This is a genomic window from Streptomyces sp. NPDC058964 (genome assembly GCF_042741275.1).
GTDB lineage: Bacteria > Actinomycetota > Actinomycetes > Streptomycetales > Streptomycetaceae > Streptomyces.
On record NZ_JBHYKH010000008.1, the window covers coordinates 24472 to 46965 of the forward strand.

Consider the following 22494-nt stretch of genomic DNA (forward strand, 5'->3'; position numbering starts at 1 on the left):
TCGTCCCGCCGCCCGGCGCTCACCCGTTCAACCGGGCCCCGCAGTGCGGGGCGGGGGGGGGCGCCGGGCGCAGGCTTATCAGTTTAGGCCCGCAGGGTGTTTGGTACCGCCGGGCGGGGGGGGGGGGGCGCGCGGCCGGCCTGGGGGCCTCGGGGGGGGTCGGGGGGGGGCCGGGGGACCTGTCCGGCGGCGACCGGGCGGCGGCACTTGGTGGGGTGGGCGCGGTCGGCGGCGGCGTCGCGGGCGTCGTTGACCAGGTAGACGGCGGCGGCGCAGGCGGTGAACAGGACGAAGACCAGGGCGACCTGGACGAGGGCGTGCCGGGAGAAGAGCTGTCCGGCGGCGGCCGGGGCGGCGACCACCAGGGTGTTCTTGACCCACTGCTTGGGGCGGGTGGTCCTCAGCAGGCCCGTCAGGAGGGCGCCCGCCCGCAGGCGCGCGGGTGGCTCGAGGTGCGTGCGCCGCTCGAGGAGGGCCGGCTCCCCGGCGTGCACTCCGTTCGTGAGGGGCGCGGTCTCAGTCATGGGGGCCTCGGTTCATCCAGCGTGCCCCGAGTCGCGCCGCGAGCGCCCCCAGAGCCGCGCCGGCCACCACGTCAGAGGGGTAGTGGACGCCGACGACCAGGCGGGAGAGGCACACGGCGGCGGCCAGCGGCGCGACCCCGTACGCTCCGAGCGCCCCGAAGACGACGGCCGCGGCCGTGGAGGAGGCGGCGTGGGAGCTCGGGAAGGAGTGTCTGCCCGCGGTGCCCACCAAAGGCTCGACGTGCGTCGGGCGCGGGCGGCGCACGAACTGCTTCAGGCTCGAGCTGGTGAGGTGCGCGCCCGCGACGAGCGCCGTGCCGCGCAGCCAGGCACCGCGCCGCGCGCCGTCCACAGCGGCTCCGACGAGACCCGCCCCGAGCCACAGCGCGCCGTGTTCACCGACGAGGGACAGGCTGCGTGCGGCGGAGGCGACGCGTGGATCGGTGCCGCGGGCGTGGAGTGCAGAAAGGATTCTGTGGTCCAGGTCCTCGAAGTCGTCCATGTGGACTCACTGTTCACGGCGGCGCCGCCAAAACTACGACAATATTAAGCGACATCCCATTAATCACCCATTTCGGGTATGGAGCTGATGTTTCGTAATCAATCGCTCATAAATGAGCGATACGGTCACCGGCATGTCCGAAGACATGGTTTCCGTGACCGGCTGGGGCCGTACCGCCCCCACCACCGCAAGCGTGATCCGCCCCCGGACGTACGAGGAGGCCGTGGCCGCCGTCCGCAACCGCGGCCCCCGCGGCGGCATCGCGCGGGGCCTCGGGCGGGCCTACGGGGACGCCGCGCAGAACGCCGGCGGGTCCGTCATCGACATGACCGGACTCGACCGCGTCCACGCCATCGACGCCGACGGCGGCACCGTCCACTGCGACGCCGGTGCATCCCTGCACCGGCTGATGGAGCTGCTGCTGCCGCTCGGCTGGTTCGTGCCGGTGACACCGGGCACCCGCCAGGTGACGGTCGGCGGGGCGATCGGCGCCGACATCCACGGCAAGAACCACCACGTCTCCGGCTCCTTCTCCCGTCACGTCCTGTCCCTGGAGCTCCTCACCGCCGACGGCCGGATCCGCACGGTGAGCCGGGGCACGCCCCTGTTCGACGCGACCACGGGCGGCATGGGCCTGACCGGGGTGATCCTCGCGGCCACGGTGCGGCTCCTGCCGGTCGAGACCTCGTACATGCTGGTCGACACCGAACGAGCCGCCGACCTGGACGACCTGATGGACCGTCTGACCGCCACCGACCACCGCTACCGCTACTCCGTCGCCTGGGTCGACCTGCTGGCCCGCGGCGCGGCCACCGGCCGTGCGGTGCTGACCCGCGGCGACCACGCGCCCCTGGAGGCGCTGCGCGAGGGCACGCGCGCGTGGCGCCGCCCGCTGTCCTTCCGTCCCCGGCAGCTCCCGGCCGCCCCCGCCCTCGTCCCGGACGGCCTGCTCGGCCGCACCGGCGTCGGACTGTTCAACGAGCTCTGGTACCGCAAGGCGCCCCGCGCGCGTACCGGTGAGCTCCGGAGCATCTCCGCCTTCTTCCACCCACTGGACGGAGTGCCGCACTGGAACCGGATCTACGGCCGCGCCGGCTTCGTCCAGTACCAGTTCGTCGTCGGACACGGCCACGAGGACACCCTGCGCCGGATCGTCCGACGCCTGTCCGAGCACCGGTGCCCCTCCTTCCTGGCCGTCCTCAAGCGCTTCGGGGCGGCCGACCCCGGCTGGCTCTCCTTCCCGGTGCCCGGCTGGACGCTCGCCCTCGACATCCCGGCCGCCCTGCCCGGCCTGGGCCCCCTCCTCGACGAGCTCGACGAGGACGTCGCCGCGGCCGGCGGACGCGTCTACCTCGCCAAGGACTCCCGGCTGCGCCCGGAACTGTTCGCCGCCATGTACCCCCGGCTCGACGACTTCCGGACCCTGCGCGCATCGCTGGACCCGAACGGGTGGTTCGTCTCGGACCTCGCCCGCCGCCTCGGCCTCTGAGCCCTCCCCCAGCCGTTCCGATCCCCCAAGGAGCTGTCGTGAAGGACGCCTTCGGCATCCCCCAGTCCCTGCTCGTCCTCGGCGGCACGTCCGAGATCGCGCTGGCCACCGTCCGCCGGCTGATCGCCCGCCGCACCCGTACGGTGTGGCTGGCGGGCCGCCCGTCGCCCTCCCTGGAGAAGGCCGCCGAGGGCCTGCGCTCCCTGGGCGCGGACGTCCGCACCGTCGCCTTCGACGCGCTCGACCCGGAATCCCACGAGACCGTGCTCGGCAAGGTCTTCGCCGAGGGCGACGTCGACATGGTGCTGCTCGCCTTCGGGATCCTCGGTGACCAGGCGCGCGACGAACGGGAGCCGGCGAGCGCGGTGCGCGTGGCCCAGACCAACTACACGGGCGCGGTGTCGGCCGGCCTGGTGAGCGCGCGGGCCCTTCAGTCCCAGGGGCACGGCTCCCTGGTGGTGCTGTCCTCGGTCGCCGGTGAGCGGGCCCGCCGCTCGAACTTCATCTACGGCTCCAGCAAAGCGGGCCTGGACGCGTTCGCCCAGGGCCTGGGCGACGCGCTGTACGGCACCGGTGTGCACGTCATGGTGGTGCGCCCCGGCTTCGTACGCTCGAAGATGACGGCCGGTCTCGACGAGGTGCCGATGTCCACCACCCCGGAGGAGGTCGCCACGGCCATCGAGCTGGGGCTGCGCCGCCGCTCGGAGACGGTGTGGGTGCCGGGCGTGCTACGGCTGGTGATGTCGGCCCTGCGGCACGCGCCGCGGGCGCTGTTCCGCAGGTTGCCGATCTAGCCCGGCCGTGGGCCACGGCTTGCGGCAGGCCTGCTGCCTGCTGCCTGCTGCCTGCTACCTGCTACCTGCTACCTGCTACCTGCTACCTGCTACCTGCTACCTGCTGGCGATGGTCCCGCGCTCGATGTCCACGTGTCCGGCCTGCGACGGCACCACGGATCCGCCGAAGGTGAACTCACGGAGCTTGCGCCACACACCGTCGGGGCCCTGCTCGTACAGCGCGAAGCCGGTGCACGGCCACTGTGCGTCGTAGTCGGCGAGCTCCCGGAAGGCACGGTCCATGGCCGCGTCGTCGATGCCGTGGGCCACCGTGACGTGCGGGTGGTACGGGAACTGAAGTTCGCGCGCGAGCGGACCCGAGGCGTCCCGGACCCGCTTCTGCAGCCGGGTACAGGCCTCGGCCCCCTGGACGACCTGCACGAACACCACCGGCGACACGGGCCGGAAGGTGCCCGTGCCGGACAGCCGCAGCGGGAAGGGGCGGCCGGTCGCGGCGACCTCGGTCAGATGCGCCTCGACGACCGGCAGGCCGGCGGCGTCGAGCTCGGTCGGCGGCAGCAGGGTGACGTGCGTGGGGATGCCGTGCGCCGCGGCGTCGCCGAAGCCCGCGCGCCGCTCCTGGAGCAGGCTGCCGTGAGGCTCCGGGACCGCGATCGACACGCCGATCGTTACGGTCCCCACGTCGTCTCCTGTCGTCGAGTCGGGTGCTTGTCGAGTGCGCGGTCGGGCGCGTTGTCTGGTTCGTACTCAGCCGTCCGGCTTCGACTGTAAGGCCACGGCTGTGTTGTGGGCAGGCGCAGCCGTAGTGATGTGCAGCGCTCTGCCAAGTGGTACGCGTGCGGTCGTACGCCTCAGTGCTTGGCAGGCAGGAATCCGACCCGGTCGTACGCCTGGGAGAGGGTCTCCGCGGCGACGGAGCGCGCCTTCTCGGCGCCCTTGGCCAGGATCGAGTCGAGCGTCTCGGGGTCGTCCAGGTACTGCTGGGTGCGCTCCCGGAACGGCGTCACGAACTCGACCATGACCTCGGCGAGGTCGGTCTTGAGCGCACCGTAGCCCTTGCCTTCGTACTTCTCCTCCAGATCGGTGATACCCGTTCCGGTGAGCGTCGAATAGATCGTGAGCAGATTGCTCACGCCGGGCTTGTTCTCCGCGTCGAAGCGGATCACGGTGTCCGTGTCGGTGACCGCGCTCTTGACCTTCTTCGCCGTCGCCTTCGGATCGTCGAGCAGGTTGATGAGGCCCTTCGGCGTGGACGCCGACTTGCTCATCTTGATCGACGGGTCCTGGAGGTCGTAGATCTTCGCCGTCTCCTTGAGGATGTACGGCTTCGGGACGGTGAAGGTCTGGCCGAAGCGGCCGTTGAAACGCTCGGCGAGGTCACGGGTGAGCTCGACGTGCTGGCGCTGGTCCTCTCCGACCGGGACCTCATGGGCCTGGTAGAGCAGGATGTCCGCGACCTGCAGGATCGGGTACGTGAACAGTCCGACGGAGGCGCGGTCGGAGCCCTGCTTGGCGGACTTGTCCTTGAACTGGGTCATGCGGGAGGCCTCGCCGAAGCCGGTGAGGCAGTTCATGACCCAGGCGAGCTGGGCGTGCTCGGGGACGTGGCTCTGGACGAAGAGCGTGCAGCGCTCCGGGTCGAGGCCGGCCGCGAGCAGCTGGGCGGCTGCCAGGCGGGTGTTGGCGCGCAGCTCCGCCGGGTCCTGCGGGACCGTGATCGCGTGCAGGTCGACGACCATGTAGAACGCGTCGTGGGACTCCTGCAGGGCCACCCACTGGCGGACGGCGCCGAGGTAGTTGCCGAGGTGGAACGAGCCTGCGGTGGGCTGGATTCCGGAGAGCACACGGGGTCGGTCAGAGGCCATGCTCACCATTCTCTCAGGTGTTGGGGGCCGATCCGGAACTGGCCGGAAACAGGCGGGAACCGATCCGTGCCCGGCGGTGCGCCAAGAGTGTGAGGCCGCGCGAGGACGTGGCGCGGCGGAGGGCGGTGCCAAGGCCCCGACCGCTGCCGGTCACCGCCGATGAGACGAGGAACACAGTGCCGACGGCGGCCCGGCGGCGGACGCCCGCGGGCCGGGAGGCCGCCGGCCTCCGGGGATCCGTGAGGAGTGGGGGACGGATGTGGTGGGGAGGGGGCGTGCCGGGTCCTGGCTGTGGGTCTCCTGCCGGTCTCGGCGGCGCGGGTCCTGTACGGGGTCCCGGTGCCCGTCTCGGCCCTGCCGGGGCCTGCCCGGGCACGGAGCGGGCGCCGGAGGCCCGGCAGCAGGGACGGCGAGCGGCGGTGCGGGACACCGTGTTCGGGGGCTCACCGGCGTCGGGGGTGGCCGCAGAGCGACGTGTGTGGTGGGCGATACCCGGGCTGGTCGCCGGGGCCGGCCGCGGCCCTCCCGTACGCCGCGTGGCGGCCCGGCGGGGAGCCGGACCGCCACGGGAGGAACCACGACAGAGCCGATCGATCTCTGAGCTGCGGTGAGAGCTCAGCCGAGGTCGATCTCCGGGTACAGCGGGAAGCCGGCCACGAGGTCGGTGGCCCGGCGGGAGATCTCGTCCGCGATCTTCGGGTCGAGGACGTGCTGGGCCTTGGACGGCGCGCCCTTGCCGGTGGTGCCGGGCACGGCGGTGGTGAGCACTCGGTCGATGAGACCGGCGACCTCGTCCATCTCGGCGGTGCCCAGACCGCGGGTGGTCAGGGCGGGGGTGCCGATGCGGATGCCGGAGGTGTACCAGGCGCCGTTGGGGTCGGCGGGGATGGCGTTGCGGTTGGTGACGATGCCGGATTCGAGGAGGGCGGCCTCGGCCTGGCGGCCGGTGAGGCCGTAGGAGGTGGCGACGTCGATCAGGTTGAGGTGGTTGTCGGTGCCGCCGGTGACCAGGGTGGCGCCGCGGCGCGTCAGGCCCTCGGCCAGCGCCCTGGAGTTGTCGACGATGCGCCGTGCGTAGTCCTGGAAGGCGGGCTGACGGGCCTCGGCGAGGGCCACTGCCTTGGCCGCCATGACGTGCGGGAGCGGGCCGCCGAGGACCATCGGGCAGCCGCGGTCGACCTGGTCCTTGAGGCTGTCGTCGCACAGGACCATGCCGCCGCGCGGGCCGCGCAGGGACTTGTGGGTGGTGGTGGTGACGATCTGGGCGTGCGGGACCGGGTCGAAGTCGCCGGTGAGGACCTTGCCCGCGACCAGGCCGGCGAAGTGGGCCATGTCGACCATGAGCGTGGCGCCGACCTCGTCGGCGATCTCGCGCATGATCCGGAAGTTCACCAGACGGGGGTAGGCGGAGTAGCCGGCGACGATGATGAGCGGCTTGAACTCGCGGGCGGAGGCGCGCAGGGCCTCGTAGTCGATGAGGCCGGTGGCCGGGTCGGTGCCGTAGGAGCGCTGGTCGAACATCTTGCCGGAGATGTTCGGGCGGAAACCGTGGGTGAGGTGGCCGCCGGCGTCCAGGGACATGCCGAGCATCCGCTGGTTGCCGAAGGCCTGGCGGAGCTCGGCCCAGTCGGCCTCGGAGAGCTCGTTGACCTGGCGGACACCGGCCTTCTCCAGGGCCGGGGCCTCGACGCGCTGGGCGAGCACGGCCCAGAAGGCGACCAGGTTGGCGTCGATGCCGGAGTGCGGCTGGACGTAGGCGTGACGGGCGCCGAAGAGCTCCCGGGCGTGCTCGGCGGCGAGGGACTCGACGGTGTCGACGTTGCGGCAGCCGGCGTAGAAGCGGCGGCCGACGGTGCCCTCGGCGTACTTGTCGCTGAACCAGTTGCCCATGGCCAGGAGGGTGGCCGGGGAGGCGTAGTTCTCGGAGGCGATCAGCTTGAGCATCTCGCGCTGGTCGGCGATCTCCTGGCCGATGGCGTCGGCGACCCGCGGCTCGACGCCGCGGATCACGTCGAGGGCGGCGCGGAAGGCCGTCGACTCGGTGGAGAGGGGTGCGGAATTCTCGGGCATCGGGGACCTCCGGACGTGGCTTTCGGCGTGCTCGGTTCGGCCCAGGCGCACGGCACTGTTTTCCGCTCGGGCCGCTCCCTGATGGTCCGTCCCATCCCAGCGCGCCAGTTACGGCCCGCTGATCAGCCTACCGGGCGCGTCGCACGGCGCAGGTCCCGCGTCCACCATGCGAGCGAGGATATGAAGGGGGTGGAACCCCCGACTCTCTGGCCCTCTGGAGATCCCGTGAACGCTACGGAGACGCTCATCGCCGCCGCCGACGCCCACAGCGCGCACAACTACCACCCGCTGCCGGTGGTCGTGGCCACCGCGGACGGGGCCTGGATGACGGACGTCGAGGGGCGGCGTTACCTCGATCTGCTGGCGGGGTACTCCGCGCTGAACTTCGGGCACGGGAACCGGCGGCTGGTGGAGGCGGCCCAGGCACAGCTGGAGCGGGTGACGCTGACGTCGAGGGCGTTCCACCACGACCGGTTCGCCGCGTTCTGCACGGAGCTGGCCGAGCTGTGCGGCATGGAGATGGTGCTGCCGATGAACACGGGCGTGGAGGCCGTGGAGACCGCGGTGAAGACGGCACGCAAGTGGGGCTACCGGGTGAAGCGGGTGCCCGGGGAGATGGCCAAGATCGTGGTGGCGGGCGGCAACTTCCACGGGCGTACGACGACCGTGATCAGCTTCTCCACGGACCCGGAGGCGCGGGCGGACTTCGGGCCGTACACGCCGGGCTTCGAGATCGTGCCGTACGGGGACCTGACCGCGATGCGGGCGGCGCTCACCGAGAACACGGTCGCGGTGCTGCTGGAGCCGATCCAGGGCGAGTCGGGGGTGATCGTGCCGCCGGAGGGCTATCTGCCGGCGGTGCGGGAGCTGACGAGAGAGCGGAACATCCTCTTCGTCGCGGACGAGATCCAGTCGGGACTGGGCAGGACCGGGCGGACCTTCGCGTGCGAGCACGAGGGGGTCGTACCCGACATGTATGTGCTCGGGAAGGCGCTGGGCGGCGGAATCGTGCCGGTGTCGGCGGTGGTGTCGAGCGCGGAGGTGCTGGGGGTGTTCCGGCCCGGTGAGCACGGGTCGACGTTCGGCGGCAATCCGCTGGCCTGCGCGGTGGCGCTGGAGGTGATCGCGCTGCTGCGGACGGGCGAGTACCAGGCGCGGTCCGCGGAGCTCGGCGCGCATCTGCACCGCGAGCTGCACGCGCTGCTCGGCACCGGCAAGGTGACGGCGGTGCGCGGGCGCGGGCTGTGGGCGGGGGTGGACATCGCCCCGGCGTCCGGAACGGGGCGGCAGGTGGCCGAGAAGATGATGGACCGGGGTGTCCTGGTGAAGGACACCCACGGTTCCACGGTCCGGATCGCGCCTCCGCTGATGATCGGCAAGGAGGACCTGGACTGGGGGCTGGACCAGCTGCGAGCGGTGCTCGGCGTCTGACGACGCCTGCCGGGCGCGTGCCGTGGTCTGCCCGACGGCACCGGCCGGACGCGACCCGCCGGACGAGCCCGGCTCGATGGCGTGGCCACATCCACCCCCGGGCACCCGTCGGGGGCGCCGGCTAAAGGATCACGTGGGGCAGGAAGCGGGCGTACTCGTCGGTGATCAGGCCCGAGGACTCGCGGATGCCGAGGCCGGCCGACTCGTCCTCCACGACCCAGGCGCCGAGGACGACGTGGTTGCCGTCGAAGTCGGGCAGTGGAGCCAGTTGCTGGTAGCAGCAGGGCTCGTCGTCCCGTACGACGGCGGGGCCGCCGGGCTGGTGCACGGTGACGCCCGCGCCCTCGCGGCCGAGCAGAGGCTTGGCGACATAGCCGGTCGACTCCGCCAGCTCGCGCGGGCCGTCCAGGTAGGCGGGAAGGAGGTTCGGGTGGCCGGGGTACAGCTCCCAGAGGATCGCCAGGAGGGCCTTGTTGCTCAGGAGCATCTTCCAGGCGGGTTCGATCCACAGGGTGGTGCCGGTGCCGCCGCCGTTGTCCAGGGTGTCGAGGACGTGCCCTCCGAAGGCGTCGGTGGTGAGCCATTCCCACGGGTAGAGCTTGAAGATGCTGCGGATGAACCGAAGTCCGTTGTCCACGAAGCGGCCGGAGAGGCTGTCCCAGCCGATCTCCTCCATGGAGATCCAGTCGGTGGCGAGGCCTGCCTGTTCGGCGGTCTCCTTCAGGTAGGCGACCGTCATCAGGTCCTCGCCGAGTTCGTCGGCGGCGGAGTGCGCGAAGTGCAGCGGGCTGCCCGGCGGGAGGAGCCCGGCCTGCTTGCGCCAGGCCCCGACCAGGCGCTCGTGCAGGGAGTTCCACTGGTCGGCGCCGGGGAAGCGCTCCTCCATCCAGAACCACTGGGGTGAGGCGGCCTCGACCAGGGATGTGGGGGTGTCGGCGTTGTACTCCAGGAGCCTGGCCGGCCCGGTGCCGTCGTAGCGGAGGTCGAAGCGGCCGTAGACGGAAGGGAGTTCGGCGCGGCGCCGCCAGGCCTCGGTGACGGCCGCGGCGACGCGCGGGTCGCTGATGCCGAGGTCGGCGAGGCGGCCCTCTGCAACGATGTGCTCGGCGGCGGCGAGGCACATGCGGTGCAGTTCCTCGACGGTCTCCTCCAGCGCCTCGACCTCGTCCAGAGTGAAGACGTAGTAGGCGCTCTCGTCCCAGTAGGGGCGCAGCGAACCGTCGGGGAGCCGGGTCAGGGGATGGACCAGCCCCTGTTCCTCGACGGTCTGTTGCCAGCCGGGGCGGGGCGTGGTCGTACGGCGTTCCATGCGGCGGGTCCGGGTCAGCCGCCGGAGCTGCCGTGGCCACCGCCGAAGCCGCCGCGGTGGACGCCACCGTGCGAGGAGCCCGAATGCGAGCCGGAGCCCTTGCTCGGCTTGGTGAAGGAGCCGCTGTTCACCCAGGAGCCCTTCTCCTTGCCGCCGTAGTACCAGGCACCGTTCACCAAGGCCTTGGTGGCCTTGCAGTTCTTGTCGGCGACGATCTTGTAGCCCTTGGCGAGCCGGTAGCTGTCGCGGTCGACGCAGCGCTTGTCCGGGGCCGAGGAGCAGGCGGTCAGGGCGGTGGCGAGCAGGCCCATGCCGCCGAGGAGGACGGCGCCCGAGCGGAGTCGTCGTCGTGCGGTGTCCATGGCGGTGTCTCCCCCGTTGGTTGATGTGTTTTCGGCGGTCAGCCTAGAGAACGGCGGGAGCGGGCACCGGGGCGGGTCGCCGGTCGCCCTTCCCCTAGAGTCACTTCGTGCTCTTCGGAATGGTGTGTGCCCTGGCCGCGGCGCTCTGCTTCGGTACGGCGACGGTGCTGCAGGCGGTCGCCGCACGGCAGGCCGGTACGGGCGGGGGTGGCGAGGCCGCACTGCTGCTGCGGGCGGTCAGGCAGTGGCGGTATGTGGCCGGGCTGGCGCTGGACGGTCTGGGCTTCCTGTTCCAGATCGCGGCGCTGCGCTCGATTCCGATCTACGCGGTCGGCGCGGCGCTGGCGTCGAGTCTGGCGGTGACGGCGGTGGTCGCGGCGCGCCTGCTGCGGGTGCGGCTGAGCGGCACGGAGTGGGGCGCGGTGGGCGTGGTGTGCGCCGGGCTCGCGATGCTGGGGCTGGCGTCCGGGCCGGAGGGCGACCAGGAGGGGTCGGACACCCTGAAGTGGGCGATGCTCGCGACGGCGGTCGGCATGCTGGTGCTCGCGCTGCTGGGCGGGCGGCTGTCCGGGCGTATGCGGGCGCTGGTGCTGGGGCTGGGGGCGGGTTTCGGGTTCGGGGTGGTGGAGGTGTCGGTCCGTCTGATCGACTCGCTGCGGCCGGCCGACCTGCTCGCCAACCCGGCGGCCTACGCCCTCCTGATCGGCGGCGGCGCTGCCTTCGTGCTGCTGACCTCCGCCCTGCAGCGCGGCTCGGTGACGACGGCGACGGCCGGCCTGGTGATCGGCGAGACCATCGGCCCGGCGGCCATCGGCGTGATCTGGCTCGGCGACCGGACCAGGGAGGGCCTGGCCTGGCTGGCGGTGCTGGGCTTCGCCGTGGCCGTGGCGGGGGCGCTGGCGCTGGCGCGGTTCGGAGAGGCGCCGGTGGAGACCCCGTAGGTCAGGGCAGCACCCGGCACAGCGCGTCGAGGGCCCCGGCCCACGCGTGGTCGGGCGGGGTGCCGTAGCCGACGACCAGGGCGTCCAGCCGGTCCGCGGCGGCCTCTTCGTGACGGTAGAAGGAAAGGCCGTGCAGGGCGAGGCCCTGCCAGGCGGCCGCCTGGACCACCGACGGCTCGGTGCCGGACGGCAGCCGCAGGACGGCGTGCAGCCCGGCCGCGATGCCGGTGGCACGGACCTCGGGCGCCTGGACGGCGAGGGCCGCCACGAGGGCGTCCCGGCGGCGCCGGTAGCGGAGACGGGCCGAGCGCACGTGGCGGTCGTACGCCCCGGAGGCGATGAACTCCGCCAGGGTCAGCTGGTCCAGCACCCCGCAGCTGTCGGCATGGCCCTTGGCCGCCGCGCACTCCTCCATGAGGGAGCGCGGCAGCACCATCCAGGCCAGCCGGAGGCCGGGGGCAAGGGACTTGCTGGCGGTGCCCAGGTACACCACGTGGTCCGGGTCCAGACCCTGCAGCGCGCCGACCGGCTGGCGGTCGTAGCGGAACTCGCCGTCGTAGTCGTCCTCCAGGACCAGTCCGCCGGTGCGCCGTGCCCAGTCCACGACGCCCGCCCGCCGGTCGGGGCGCAGTGCCGTGCCCATCGGGAACTGGTGGGCGGGGGTGAGCAGTACCGCCCCGGCCTCCAGCAACTCGCGTGGCTCCGTGCCCAGTTCGTCGTACGGCAGCGGCCGGGTGGCCAGTCCGGCCGCCGTGAGCAGGTCCCAGTGGACGTGGAGGCCGTACGACTCCACCGCGACCGCGCGTGCGCCGCGCGCCCGCAGCACGGCGCCGAGGATCCTCAGCGCGTGCGAGAAGCCGGCGCACACCAGGATGCCGTCGGGGTCCGCGCGCACGCCCCGGGCGCGGGAGAGATAGCCGGCGAGGGCGGCGCGCAGTTCCGGGCGGCCGCGCGGGTCGCCGTAGCCGAGGGCCTGGGAGGGGGCGGCGGTCAGGGCGCGACGAGCCGCCTTGAGCCACTCGGTACGGGGGAAGGAGGCGAGGTCGGGGGTGCCGGGGATCAGGTTGTACCGCGGCCGGTCGGGTTCGCGGCGGCGCGGGGCCGCGCCCGCGGGCACAGCGACGGCGCTCCCCGGCTGCCCGGAGGGTGTGCGGGACACCCCCGTCGCGACCCGGGTGCCCGAGCCCTGCCGGGCGGTGAGCCAGCCCTCGGCGACCAGGTCCGCGTACACCTCGGCGACCGTGTTGCGGGCGACACCGAGATCGGCGGCCAGGGAACGGGAGGAGGGCAGGCGGGTGCCGGGGGCGAGGCGGCCGGTGCGGACGGCGTCCCGCAGGGCGTCGGTCAGGCCGCGGCGCAGCCCGCCCGTGCCGGTCGGTTCCACGTGCAGGTCGACACCCAAAGTGGCCCATGATTTCGCCATGGAAATGGACCATACTCCTGGGCTGCCCGGTTCGTAGGGTCGAAGCCATGAACACCGAAGCGACCACCCAGAACGACGTCCGATACGCCCCCGAGACCGCACCCCGGCTGGCCTGGGCCGAGCACGCCCCGGAGGTGTACAAGGCGATGATCCGCCTCGAGACCGCCGCCCGGCGGGGCCTGGAGCCCAAGCTGTACGAGCTGGTGAAGATCCGCGCCTCGCAGCTCAACCACTGCGCGTTCTGCCTGGACATGCACACCAAGGACGCGCTCGCGGCCGGGGAGAGCGTCGAGCGCATCGTGCAGCTCAGCGCGTGGGACGAGTCGCGGCACTTCTACACGGAGAAGGAGCTGGCGGCGATCGAGCTGACGGAGGCGATCACGGTCCTGACGGACGGCTTCGTGCCGGACGAGGTCTACGAGCGGGCCGCCAAGCTCTTCGAGGAGGCCGAGCTGGCGCAGCTGATCGCCGCGATCACGGTGATCAACGCGTGGAACCGGTTCGGCGTGACGACCCGGATGACCCCGGGCCACTACCAGCCGGGGCAGTATCAGTGAGCCCTACGCGGCTGCTGGACCGCGAGGTGGGCCGGGCCATGTCGGCCCCGAGCTCGGCCGCCGGGCACGGGCTCGGCGATCAGGTCCTGGCCGAGCTGGTCATGATCCGCGCCTCGCAGCTCAACCACTGCGCGTTCTGCCTCGACACGCACCTCCGGGCGGCCCGGAGGAACGGGGAGTCGGAGGACCGCATCCAGCTCCTCGGCGCCTGGGAGGAGACCGAGGACCTCTACAGCGAGCGGGAGCGGGCCGCGCTGGCACTGACCGAGGCGGTGACCGTGCTCACGGAGGGCTGCGTGCCCGACGAGGTGTACGCCACCGCCGCCAAGCACTTCGACGAGGCCGGACTGGCCCATCTCATCGGCCTGGTCACCGTCGTCAACGGCTGGAACCGGATCATGGTCAGCCGCCGCATCCCGCCGGGGGGTTACCAGCCGTGAGTCAGGTGGAAGTCTTCCGGTCCCTGCACCGGCGGCCCGTCCCGGGCGATCCACTCGTCCTGCCGGGTCCCTGGGACGCGGCGAGCGCCCGGGTCTTCGCGGAGGCCGGGTTCCCGGCACTCGCCACGCCCAGCGCGGGCGTCGCCGCGTCCCTCGGGTACGCGGACGGCGAGGTTCCCGCGGACGAGATGTTCGCCGCCGTGGCGCGTGTCGTGCGGGCCGTGGACGTACCGGTGTCGGCGGACGTCGAGGGAGGGTACGGGCTCGCGCCGAGGGAGCTGGTGGAGCGGCTGCTGGAGGCCGGCGCCGTGGGCTGCAACCTCGAGGACTCCGAAGGGGGTGTGCTCAAGGACCCGCGCGCGCACGCCGACTGGCTGGCCGAGGTGCGCTCGGCGGCCGCGGACGAGCTGTTCGTCAACGCGCGCGTCGACACCTTCCTGTGCGGGGTGACGGATCCGGAGCGGGCGATCGAGCGGGCCGCGCTCTACGTCGCGGCGGGCGCCGACTGCGTGTACCCGCTCGGCGCCCCGCCCGCCGTACTGCCGCTGCTGCGCTCCGGTATCCAGGGGCCGATCAACGTCGGCGCCCGGGCGGACGGCGAGGGCCCCTCGACCGCCGAACTCGGCGGACTCGGGGCCACCCGCGTCACATTCGGTCCCGGACTCCAGCGGCGCGCCACCGGGGCGCTGCGGGAGATCGCGGACGGACTTTCCCGGTAACGGGATCAGGACAGCCACCTCTTCCAGACCGAGGGGTGGCTGTTGACCCACTTCTTCGCGGCCTCCTGCGGGGTCAGCTTCCGGTCGGCGATCATCAGGGAGACCTCGTCCTGGTCCTCGGTCGTCCACTTGAACTTCCTCAGGAAGGCGGCCGCCCTGCCGCCGTCGTGGGCGAAGCCGGCGTTGAGGTACTTCTGCAGCGGGGTGTGCGGATAGGCGCAGGCGACCTTCGCCGCGTCCGCGTCGCAGCCCTCCTTGTACGGGGGCAGCTTCACCTCGGTCATCGGGACCTTCCTGAACAGCCACTGGGGCGAGTACCAGTAGGTGAGGAAGGGCTTCCTCTCCTTGGCGAACTGCCTGATCTGGGTGATCTGCGCCGCCTCGGAACCGGCGAACACCACCTGGTAGTCCAGCTTGAGGTTGGTCACCAGCGCCTTGTCGTTGGTGACATAGGACGGGGAGCCGTCCATCAGCTGGCCCTTGCCGCCGCTCTCCGCGGTGCGGAAGAGCGAGGCGTACTTGTCGAGGTTCCTCCAGTCCGTGATGTCCGGGTGCTGCTTGGCGAGGTATGTGGGCACGTACCAGCCGATGTGCCCGGTCACCCCGAGGTCGCCGCCGCGCACGATGGTCCTCTTGTCGTCGACGTAGCGCTTCTCCTGGTCGGGGTGGCCCCAGTCCTCCAGGATGGCGTCGACCCGGCCCTGGCTGAGCGCGTCCCAGGCGGGGACCTCGTCGACCTGAACGGTGTCGACCCGGTAGCCGAGCTTGTGCTCCAGCAGGTACTGGGCGACGGCCACGTTGGACTGCGCGCCGACCCAGGACTGCACGGAGAGGGTGACCGTCTTCGCGCCCTGGGCGTTGGCGAAGGGTGAGGCCTGCTTGGTCATGTCGGCGGCCCCGCAGCCGGTGGTCAGGGCCAGCACGGCCACGGCGGCCGTGAGCGTGGTGCGGCGCATGTCAGGCTCCCTTCCTCGCGCGGCGTTCCGTCGGCTGGGTCACCCGGTCGAGCACCAGGCCGAGGCAGACGATCGCCGCGCCCGCGACCAGCCCGGTCGCCAGGTCGCCCTGGGCGAGGCCGAAGGTGACGTCGTAACCGAGGGCGCCGCCACCGACCAGGCCGCCGATGATGACGACGGCGAGGACCAGGACCACGCCCTGGTTGACGGCGAGCAGCAGTGCCGGGCGGGCGAGCGGCAGCTGGACCTGCCACAGCTGCTGCCGGCCGGTCGCGCCGAGCGAGCGGGCGGACTCCAGCGCGGCCGGGTCGACCTGGCGCAGGCCCTGCGCGGTGATCCGTACGACGGCCGGGAGCGCGTAGACCACGGCCGCGGCGACGGCGGGGGCGCGGCCGACGCCGAACAGCGCGACGACCGGGATCAGGTACACGAACTGCGGCATCGTCTGGAACACGTCCAGCACCGGGCGCAGGGCCCGCTCGAAGCGGTCGCTGCGGGCTGCGGCGATACCGGTCGCGAAGCCGAGCACGAGGGTGACGGCGACGGCGGCGAGGACCTGGGAGAGCGTGTCCAGGGACGGCTCCCACACCCCGAGCACGCCGATCGCGGCCATCGCGAGGACGGCGGTCAGGGCGGTGCGCCAGGTGCCGATCAGCCAGGCCAGGGCGGCGACGATCAGCAGGACCGACCACCACGGCAGCCACTGCAGACCGCTGCGGACGGGGTCCAGGATCCAGGTGGTGAAGTGGCCCGCCCAGTCCGCGGTGCCGCCGATGCAGGGGACGCCGGAGTAGAGGTGGGCGGTCATCCAGTCCACGGCGCGGTTGACCGGCTCGGCGATGTTCAGGACCCAGCCCGTGGGCCAGTCGAGGCGCCCGGCCAGGCGGGCGGCCAGGGCCGCGGCGACGGTGACGAGCGCCCCGTAGGCCCAGGGCCGCAGGTCGCGATGCCCCTCGCCGAGGCTCTCCCCCGCCGCTCCGGTCACCCGGTCCAGGACGACGGCGAGCAGCACGATCGGGATGCCCGCGGTGAGTGCCGCGCCCACGTCGACGGAGGCGAGCGCCTGGTAGACGCGGTCGCCGAGGCCGCCGGCGCCGATGACCGACGCGATGACCGCCATCGAGAGGGCCATCATGATCGTCTGGTTGAGCCCGAGGAGGAGTTCCTTGCGGGCCAGCGGAATGCGGGCGGTCAGCAGGCGCTGGCGGGCCGTGGCGCCCAGCGAGTCCACGGCCTCCAGGACCTCGGGGTCGGCGCCGCGCAGGCCCAGCGAGGTGAGGCGGGCCATGGGCGGGGCGGCGTAGACGACGGTGGCGAGGACGGCCGCGGGGACGCCGATGCCGAAGACCAGGACGACGGGCAGCAGGTACGCGAACGCCGGGAGCACCTGCATGGTGTCCAGGACCGGGCGCAGGGCGCGGTCGAGGCGGTCGGAGAGTCCGGCGCCGAGACCGAGCAGGGCGCCCACGACGACGGACGCGAGGACGGCGACCACCATCAGGGCCAGGGTCTGCATCGCCGGCACCCACATGCCGAGCAGACCGCAGACCAGGAAGGCGGTGGCCGTGCCCAGCGCGAGGCGGACGCCGGCGGCCCGCCAGGCCACGAGGGCGCCGAAGGCCGTGACACCCGCCCAGCCCGCGGCCAGGAGCGTCAGATACACGCCGCGCACGGACAGGACGACCGCGTTGCTGATGTAGCCGAAGAAGTAGAGGAAGAGGGGGTGGCTGTCCCGGTGGTCGATGACCCAGTCCCCGGCGCTGGTGAGGGGACGGGAGAGGTCGACGGTGAGCGCGTGCGGCCAGGTCCCGCTCGCCCAGCGGGCGTTGGCCAGCGGGACGAGGACGGCCGCGGCGAGGGCGAGCAGGAGCAGTTTGCGGGCGGCGGGGCGGCGCAGGAGTCCGGGCAGCGCGAACCGGGGTGCGGCAGCGGTGACTGTGGCCATCAGGCGGCCTCCTTGAGCTGCTCCGTTCCGGCGACCACGGCGATCAGCCGCTCGTGGTCCACCACCCCCAGGCACCGGCCGTCCTCCACGACGCAGGCGGGCCTGCCGCCCAGGGCCACCGCCCTGATCGCCTCGGCGACGACGGCGTCGGGCGGCAGCGCGCCCGGGTGGTCCGGGCCGCCGCAGTCGCCGGGCCGCATCGCCCTGCGGACCGTCATGACCTGCTCGCGCGGGACGTCGCGCACGAACTCCCGGACGTAGTCGTCGGCCGGGGAGCCGACGATCTCCTCCGGGGTGCCGAGCTGGACGACCCGGCCGTCGCGCATGAGGGCGATGCGGTCGCCGAGCTTGAGGGCCTCGGCCAGGTCGTGGGTGATGAAGACCATCGTGCGGCCCTCCTCCCGGTGCAGCCGGACCACCTCGTCCTGCATGTCGCGCCGGATCAGCGGGTCGAGGGCGCTGAACGGCTCGTCGAAGAGCAGCACTTCGGGGTCGACGGCCAAGGCACGGGCCAGGCCGACGCGCTGGCGCTGGCCGCCGGACAGCTGGCCGGGCCTGCGCTTCTCCAGGCCTTCGAGACCGACCTTGGCGACGATCTCCTGGGCCCGTGCCCGCCGCTCGGACCTGCCGACGCCCTGGATCTCCAGGCCGTACGCGACGTTGTCGAGGACCGTGCGGTGCGGGAGCAGGCCGAAGTGCTGGAAGACCATCGCGGCGCGGTGCCGGCGCAGTTCGCGCAGACGGGCGCGGTCCATGGCGCGCACGTCCTCGCCGTCGATGGCGATGGTGCCGGCCGTCGGCTCGATGAGCCGGGTCAGACAGCGCACCAGCGTGGACTTGCCGGAGCCGGACAGGCCCATGACGACGAAGACCTCGCCCTTGCGCACGTCGAAGGAGACGTCCCGGACGGCGGCCGTGCAGCCGGTGCGGGAGCGGAGCTCGGCGGGCGGCAGGCCGGTCAGCTCGGGGTCGCCCGGGACGCGGTCGGCCTTCGGTCCGAAGACCTTCCACAGGCCGTCGACCGAGAAGACGGGCGTGTCGGTGGTGGGGGGTTTGCGGGTGGGGACTGTGAGAGCCATCAGGCCTCACCTCCGATCAGTTCGGCGGCCTTCTCGCCGACCATGAGCACCCCGATCATCGGGTTGACCGCGGTCATGGTCGGGAAGACGGAGGCGTCGGCTATGCGGATGCCGTCCAGGCCGCGGATCCTCAGCTCCGGGTCGACGACGGCCAGTTCGTCGTCGGCGGCGCCCATGCGGCAGGTGCCGGCCGGGTGGTAGACGGTGTGCGCGACCTTGCGGGCGTACTCGCTCAGTTCCTCGTCGCCGGTGATCTCCGGGCCGGGGCAGACCTCGCGTTTCAGCCAGCCGGCCAGCGGCTCCGTCTTCGCGATCTCGCGGGCGATGCGGATGCCGTCGACGAGGGTGCGGCCGTCGTAGTCGTCCTCGTCGGTGAAGTAACGGAAGTCGAGGGCGGGCTTGACGGCGGGGTCCGCGCTCGTCAGGTACAGCCGGCCGCGGCTCTTCGGCTTGGGGATGTTCGGGGTCATGGAGACGCCGAACTCCGGGCGCTCGTAGCCCAGTCGCTCCGGATTGTCCGTGAACGGGATCTGGTAGAAGTGGAACATCAGGTCGGGGCCCGCGTGTTCGGGGTCGCGGCGCACGAACAGACCTGCGTCGGAGTCCATCGCGGAGTTCTCCGGGATGGGTCCGTGGGTCTCCCAGACGATCACCGACTCGGGGTGGTCGAGCAGGTTCTCACCGACGCCCGGCAGGTCGTGCGCGACGGGGATGCCGAGGTTCTCCAGGTCCGCCTGAGGGCCGATGCCGGAGTGCAGCAGCAGGCGCGGCGAGTCGACCGCGCCCGCGCACAGCACGACCTCGCGACGGGCTCGTACGAGGATCTCCTCGCCGCCCTCGGTACGGACGTGGACGCCTTCGGCGCGGGTGCCGTCCAGTTCCAGCCGGTGGGCCCAGGTCTCCAGCAGGATCGTCAGGTTGGGGCGCTCGTCCAGCACCGGGTGCAGATAGGCCACCGAGGCGCTGGACCGCTTGTTGTTCTCGGGGTGGTAGGCGAGGTCGAAGAAGCCGGCCCCCTCGGTGAACGGCTCGCGGTTGAAGCCCTCGACGCGCGGGACTCCGAGCGCCTGCCGGGCGGCGTCGACGAAGTCGCGGGCGATGGCGTTCCGGTCCTTCTCGTCGACCGGGACGATGTTGTTCAGCAGCCGGGCGTAGTACGCCTCCATCGGCACCGCGCCCCAGCCCTTGGCGCCGGCCGCCTCCCACTCGTCCCAGTCGGACGGCAGCGGCTTGAACGAGATGAGGGTGTTGTGCGAGGAACATCCGCCGAGCACACGGGCGCGGCTGTGCCGGATGTGGGAGTTGCCGCGCGGCTGTTCGGTGGTCGGGTAGTCGTAGTCGAGTTCGCCGCCGAGCAGGCCCATCCAGCGGCGCAGGGTCAGGACGTCGTCGCGTCCGACGTCGCTGGGGCCGCCCTCGATGACGGCGACGGTGACGTCGGGGTCCTCGGTGAGGCGGGAGGCGATGACGGAGCCCGCAGTGCCGCCGCCGATGACGACGTAGTCGTAGGTATGGGTGGTCTCGGGCATGGGGGTACTTGCTCCAGTGGGGTCGGGGAGGCGGCGGGGCTCAGCCGGCGAACCAGCGCACGGGCTTCGGCGCCAGGTTCTGGTAGACGTGCTTGGTCTCGCGGTACTCGGCCAGCCCGGCGGGTCCCAGCTCGCGGCCGACACCGCTCCTGCCGAAGCCTCCCCACTCCGCCTGCGGGAGGTAGGGGTGGAAGTCGTTGATCCAGACGGTGCCGTGGCGCAGCCGTCCCGCGACGCGCCGGGCCCGGCCCGCGTCGGCGGTCCAGACGGCTCCGGCGAGGCCGTACTCGGTGTCGTTGGCGAGGAACACGGCCTCGTCCTCGGTGCGGAAGGTCTCGACGGTGAGGACCGGTCCGAAGACCTCCTCCCGGACGACCTTCATCTCCCGGTGGCACTGGTCGAGGACGGTCGGCTCGTAGAAGTAGCCGGACTCGGGACGCTCGGGTGACGGCTCGGGACGCCGGCCGCCGGAGCGCAGCACCGCGCCCTCCTCGAGCGCGGAGGCGACGTACGCCTCGACCTTGGCGCGCTGCTGCTCGGAGACGAGCGGCCCGCACTCGACGCCGTGCTCGGTGCCCCGGCCGAGGCGGATCCGGCCCGCCCTGCGGGCGAGTTCGGCGACGAAGCGTTCGCGCAGCGGTTCCTCGACGATGAGCCGGGCGCCCGCGGAGCAGACCTGGCCGCTGTGCATGAAGGCGGCGTTGAGGGCCTGGTCGACGGCGGTGTCGAAACCCTCGTCGGTGGCGCAGGCGTCGGCGAAGACGACGTTGGGGTTCTTGCCGCCGAGTTCGAGGGCGACCTTCTTCACGGTCGGGGCGGCGGCCTGCGCGACCTCGGTACCGCTGGCCAGGCCGCCGGTGAAGGAGACCAGGTCGACGTCGGGGTGCCCGGCGAGCGTGGCGCCGACCGAGTGGCCGGGCCCGGTGACGATGTTGGCGACTCCGGCGGGCAGTCCGGCCTCGGCGAGCAGTCCGATCAGCGCGATCGTCGTCAGCGGGGTGATCTCGCTCGGCTTGACCACGAAGGTGTTCCCGGCGGCGAGCGCCGGGGCGATCTTCCAACTGGCCTGCAGGAGGGGGTAGTTCCAGGGGGTGATCAGCGCGCAGACGCCGACGGGCTCGTGCACGACGACGGAGTGGACGTCGGGGGAGCCCGCGTCGACGACCCGGCCGGGGGCCTCGGCGGCGACGAGGTCGGCGAAGTAGCGGAAGGCGTCGGCGACGCAGTCGATGTCGACGCGGCCCTCTTCGAGGGTCTTGCCCGCGTCCCGGCTCTCCAGAAGGCCGAGCCGTTCGCGGTCGCGTACGAGGAGTTCGGCGACCCGGCGCAGCAGGGCGGCCCGCTCGGCGGCGGGCGTGCGGGGCCAGTCGCCGGTGTCGAAGGCGCGGCGGGCCGCGGCCACCGCGACTTCCGCGTCCTTCTCGTCGCCCTCGGCGACGGCGGCGAAGGGCAGGGCGTCCGCGGGGTCGAGGACCTCGCGCGTCGCACCGGAGACCGCTTCCCGCCACTCTCCTGCGGCGTGGATGGTCGCCGTCGCCCGTCGTTCCGTTCTGTCCGCCATGTTCGGTACTGCCTTCCGTTCCTGTTCCGTTCCCCTGTGTCACACGCGTGTCACCCTCGGGGACGGAGGCCGCCTGCCCTGGCTACCGGATTGCATGCGCAATCGGCGGCCGAAAGTGCGCCAGCTCACGGAACGTGCGGACAAAACCCCCCAAACGTACGCTGAACGCAGGTCTTGATCACGGAGGTGACGCCATGGCCGGGAGAAGGCTGAGGTGCGCCGTCGCGACCGCGGCGCTGCTCCTCTCCCCCGCCCTGGTCACGACGGCCGCGGCGGACGGCGGCGGCGATCCGAGTGCCCGCGAACTCGCCCGGCAGGCCGAGAACAACCTGCTCCACGCCAGGTCGGTACGTCTGACGCTGACGGACCGCAGCACGGCCGCGAGGACGAGCGGCAAGGAGCTCGACTCGATGGACCTGGCACTGGACCGGGAGAACAACTGCGTGGGCACGCTGCGGATGGGCCCGAACAGCGGCAGCCTCGAGATCGTCAAACGGGGCGACCAGATCTGGATGAAGCCCGACAGCACGTTCTGGAAGGCCCAGACGCCGGGCGGTCAGGGCGACGAGGTGGCCGAGCTCCTCAAGGACCGTTACGTCCACGGTTCCACGCACGACGCCGTCCTCGGCCTGTGGACCGACGTCTGCGACCTGAGCGGCTTCCGGAGGGAGCTGACCCTCGACACGTCCTCCGGCAAGCCGCTGACGAAGGGCGCCGAGACGACGGTCGACGGTACGAAGGTGATCCCCCTGAAGGGCGAGAAGGACGGCAGGCCGACCACCCTGTACGTCACGTCGGACTCCCCGCACCTGCTGGTCGGGGCCGCCCGGAAGGGCGACGGCACCGACCGGACCGTGACCCTCGGGGACTACGACGAGCCGGTGCCGTCCGCCACGCCCTCCCCCGAGGAGTCGGTCGACGTGTCGGAGCTGAAGCAGCTGCTGGGCTCCTGACCGGGGGAGGCGGGCCCGCGGCTGGGCGAACAGGCCCGCCCGCTC

Annotated in this window: 20 protein-coding genes, 1 pseudogene and 1 riboswitch; of the genes and pseudogenes, 8 read left to right on the plus strand and 13 right to left on the minus strand. The window is 72.4% G+C overall.

Translation table 11 applies throughout. The annotated features are described in order from the left end of the window. Nucleotides 1-206: 206 nt before the first annotated feature. Nucleotides 207-524 (minus strand): annotated as a pseudogene (locus ACFW2E_RS02015) (decaprenyl-phosphate phosphoribosyltransferase); the annotation flags it as partial. Then, complete coding sequence (locus ACFW2E_RS02020) at nucleotides 517-1026, minus strand: phosphatase PAP2 family protein (protein WP_384459886.1); 510 nt, start codon at nucleotides 1024-1026, stop codon at nucleotides 517-519. The gene ACFW2E_RS02020 and the pseudogene ACFW2E_RS02015, both read right to left, overlap by 8 nt. A 133-nt stretch (nucleotides 1027-1159) precedes the next feature. On the opposite strand from ACFW2E_RS02020, the gene ACFW2E_RS02025 reads away from it, so the two are divergent. Both ACFW2E_RS02025 and ACFW2E_RS02030 read left to right on the plus strand, forming a co-directional pair. Then, nucleotides 1160-2515 carry an FAD-binding protein gene (locus tag ACFW2E_RS02025; protein WP_384459889.1) on the plus strand — a complete coding sequence of 452 codons (1356 nt, stop codon included), beginning with the start codon at nucleotides 1160-1162 and terminating at the stop codon, nucleotides 2513-2515. 38 nt (nucleotides 2516-2553) lie between these two features. Next, nucleotides 2554-3309: a decaprenylphospho-beta-D-erythro-pentofuranosid-2-ulose 2-reductase gene (locus tag ACFW2E_RS02030; protein WP_384459892.1), complete on the plus strand. Its 756-nt coding sequence runs from the start codon at nucleotides 2554-2556 to the stop codon at nucleotides 3307-3309. A 96-nt stretch (nucleotides 3310-3405) separates the two neighbouring features. Here ACFW2E_RS02030 and ACFW2E_RS02035 read toward each other — a convergent pair whose 3' ends face one another. The 3 genes from ACFW2E_RS02035 to ACFW2E_RS02045 form a co-directional block, all read right to left on the minus strand. After that, the gene (locus ACFW2E_RS02035; RefSeq protein WP_384459895.1) at nucleotides 3406-3990 is read right to left on the minus strand and encodes a 2'-5' RNA ligase family protein; all 585 of its coding nucleotides are present in this window, start codon (nucleotides 3988-3990) and stop codon (nucleotides 3406-3408) included. A gap of 170 nt (nucleotides 3991-4160) precedes the next feature. Further along, nucleotides 4161-5174 (minus strand): tryptophan--tRNA ligase, encoded by a 1014-nt coding sequence (gene trpS, locus ACFW2E_RS02040; RefSeq protein WP_384459898.1) that lies wholly within the window; start codon nucleotides 5172-5174, stop codon nucleotides 4161-4163. 615 nt (nucleotides 5175-5789) lie between these two features. Continuing rightward, nucleotides 5790-7244, minus strand: coding sequence for a glycine hydroxymethyltransferase (locus ACFW2E_RS02045; RefSeq protein ID WP_384459901.1), 1455 nt, complete (start codon nucleotides 7242-7244; stop codon nucleotides 5790-5792). Between the two features lie 32 nt (nucleotides 7245-7276). Further along, nucleotides 7277-7366: riboswitch (ZMP/ZTP riboswitch) on the minus strand. A gap of 103 nt (nucleotides 7367-7469) precedes the next feature. On the opposite strand from ACFW2E_RS02045, the gene rocD reads away from it, so the two are divergent. Next, nucleotides 7470-8675 (plus strand): ornithine--oxo-acid transaminase, encoded by a 1206-nt coding sequence (gene rocD / locus ACFW2E_RS02050; RefSeq protein WP_384459904.1) that lies wholly within the window; start codon nucleotides 7470-7472, stop codon nucleotides 8673-8675. A gap of 121 nt (nucleotides 8676-8796) precedes the next feature. On the opposite strand, the gene ACFW2E_RS02055 is transcribed toward rocD, so the two are convergent. Next, complete coding sequence (locus ACFW2E_RS02055) at nucleotides 8797-9984, minus strand: glutathionylspermidine synthase family protein (RefSeq protein WP_384459907.1); 1188 nt, start codon at nucleotides 9982-9984, stop codon at nucleotides 8797-8799. 14 nt (nucleotides 9985-9998) lie between these two features. Continuing rightward, nucleotides 9999-10346 carry a hypothetical protein gene (locus tag ACFW2E_RS02060; RefSeq protein ID WP_384459910.1) on the minus strand — a complete coding sequence of 116 codons (348 nt, stop codon included), beginning with the start codon at nucleotides 10344-10346 and terminating at the stop codon, nucleotides 9999-10001. 119 nt (nucleotides 10347-10465) lie between these two features. Here ACFW2E_RS02060 and ACFW2E_RS02065 point away from each other — a divergent pair, with 119 nt between their 5' ends. Continuing rightward, nucleotides 10466-11287, plus strand: a complete 822-nt coding sequence (locus tag ACFW2E_RS02065) for a DMT family transporter (RefSeq protein ID WP_384459963.1) — start codon at nucleotides 10466-10468, stop codon at nucleotides 11285-11287. A gap of 1 nt (nucleotide 11288) precedes the next feature. On the opposite strand, the gene ACFW2E_RS02070 is transcribed toward ACFW2E_RS02065, so the two are convergent. Further along, the gene (locus ACFW2E_RS02070) at nucleotides 11289-12710 is read right to left on the minus strand and encodes a PLP-dependent aminotransferase family protein (protein ID WP_384459912.1); all 1422 of its coding nucleotides are present in this window, start codon (nucleotides 12708-12710) and stop codon (nucleotides 11289-11291) included. 47 nt (nucleotides 12711-12757) lie between these two features. Here ACFW2E_RS02070 and ACFW2E_RS02075 point away from each other — a divergent pair, with 47 nt between their 5' ends. From ACFW2E_RS02075 to ACFW2E_RS02085, 3 genes are read left to right on the plus strand one after another with little or no spacing between them, the layout of a single operon-like run. Then, complete coding sequence (locus ACFW2E_RS02075; protein WP_384459915.1) at nucleotides 12758-13267, plus strand: carboxymuconolactone decarboxylase family protein; 510 nt, start codon at nucleotides 12758-12760, stop codon at nucleotides 13265-13267. Between the two features lie 38 nt (nucleotides 13268-13305). Continuing rightward, a complete protein-coding gene (locus ACFW2E_RS02080; protein ID WP_384459918.1) occupies nucleotides 13306-13707 on the plus strand; it encodes a carboxymuconolactone decarboxylase family protein in 402 nt (133 codons plus the stop codon). Next, nucleotides 13704-14426, plus strand: a complete 723-nt coding sequence (locus ACFW2E_RS02085) for an isocitrate lyase/phosphoenolpyruvate mutase family protein (protein ID WP_384459921.1) — start codon at nucleotides 13704-13706, stop codon at nucleotides 14424-14426. Before ACFW2E_RS02080 ends, ACFW2E_RS02085 begins: the two co-directional genes overlap by 4 nt. A 5-nt stretch (nucleotides 14427-14431) precedes the next feature. Here the strand turns inward: ACFW2E_RS02085 and ACFW2E_RS02090 are convergent, their stop codons facing one another. Genes ACFW2E_RS02090 through ACFW2E_RS02110 form a run of 5 tightly spaced genes read right to left on the minus strand, consistent with a single transcriptional unit; the run spans nucleotide 14432 to nucleotide 21496 of the window. Further along, a complete protein-coding gene (locus ACFW2E_RS02090) occupies nucleotides 14432-15382 on the minus strand; it encodes an ABC transporter substrate-binding protein (protein ID WP_384459924.1) in 951 nt (316 codons plus the stop codon). A gap of 1 nt (nucleotide 15383) precedes the next feature. Continuing rightward, nucleotides 15384-17327 carry an ABC transporter permease gene (locus ACFW2E_RS02095; RefSeq protein WP_384459927.1) on the minus strand — a complete coding sequence of 648 codons (1944 nt, stop codon included), beginning with the start codon at nucleotides 17325-17327 and terminating at the stop codon, nucleotides 15384-15386. Then, nucleotides 17327-18406, minus strand: a complete 1080-nt coding sequence (locus tag ACFW2E_RS02100; protein ID WP_384459930.1) for a glycine betaine/L-proline ABC transporter ATP-binding protein — start codon at nucleotides 18404-18406, stop codon at nucleotides 17327-17329. Before ACFW2E_RS02100 ends, ACFW2E_RS02095 begins: the two co-directional genes overlap by 1 nt. Then, on the minus strand, nucleotides 18406-19935 hold the full coding sequence (locus tag ACFW2E_RS02105) for a GMC family oxidoreductase (RefSeq protein WP_384459933.1): 1530 nt from the start codon (nucleotides 19933-19935) through the stop codon (nucleotides 18406-18408). Before ACFW2E_RS02105 ends, ACFW2E_RS02100 begins: the two co-directional genes overlap by 1 nt. A gap of 40 nt (nucleotides 19936-19975) precedes the next feature. Continuing rightward, complete coding sequence (locus ACFW2E_RS02110) at nucleotides 19976-21496, minus strand: aldehyde dehydrogenase family protein (RefSeq protein WP_384459936.1); 1521 nt, start codon at nucleotides 21494-21496, stop codon at nucleotides 19976-19978. Nucleotides 21497-21690: 194 nt separating this feature from the next. On the opposite strand from ACFW2E_RS02110, the gene ACFW2E_RS02115 reads away from it, so the two are divergent. After that, nucleotides 21691-22449, plus strand: coding sequence for a hypothetical protein (locus tag ACFW2E_RS02115; protein WP_384459939.1), 759 nt, complete (start codon nucleotides 21691-21693; stop codon nucleotides 22447-22449). Nucleotides 22450-22494 lie beyond the last annotated feature (45 nt).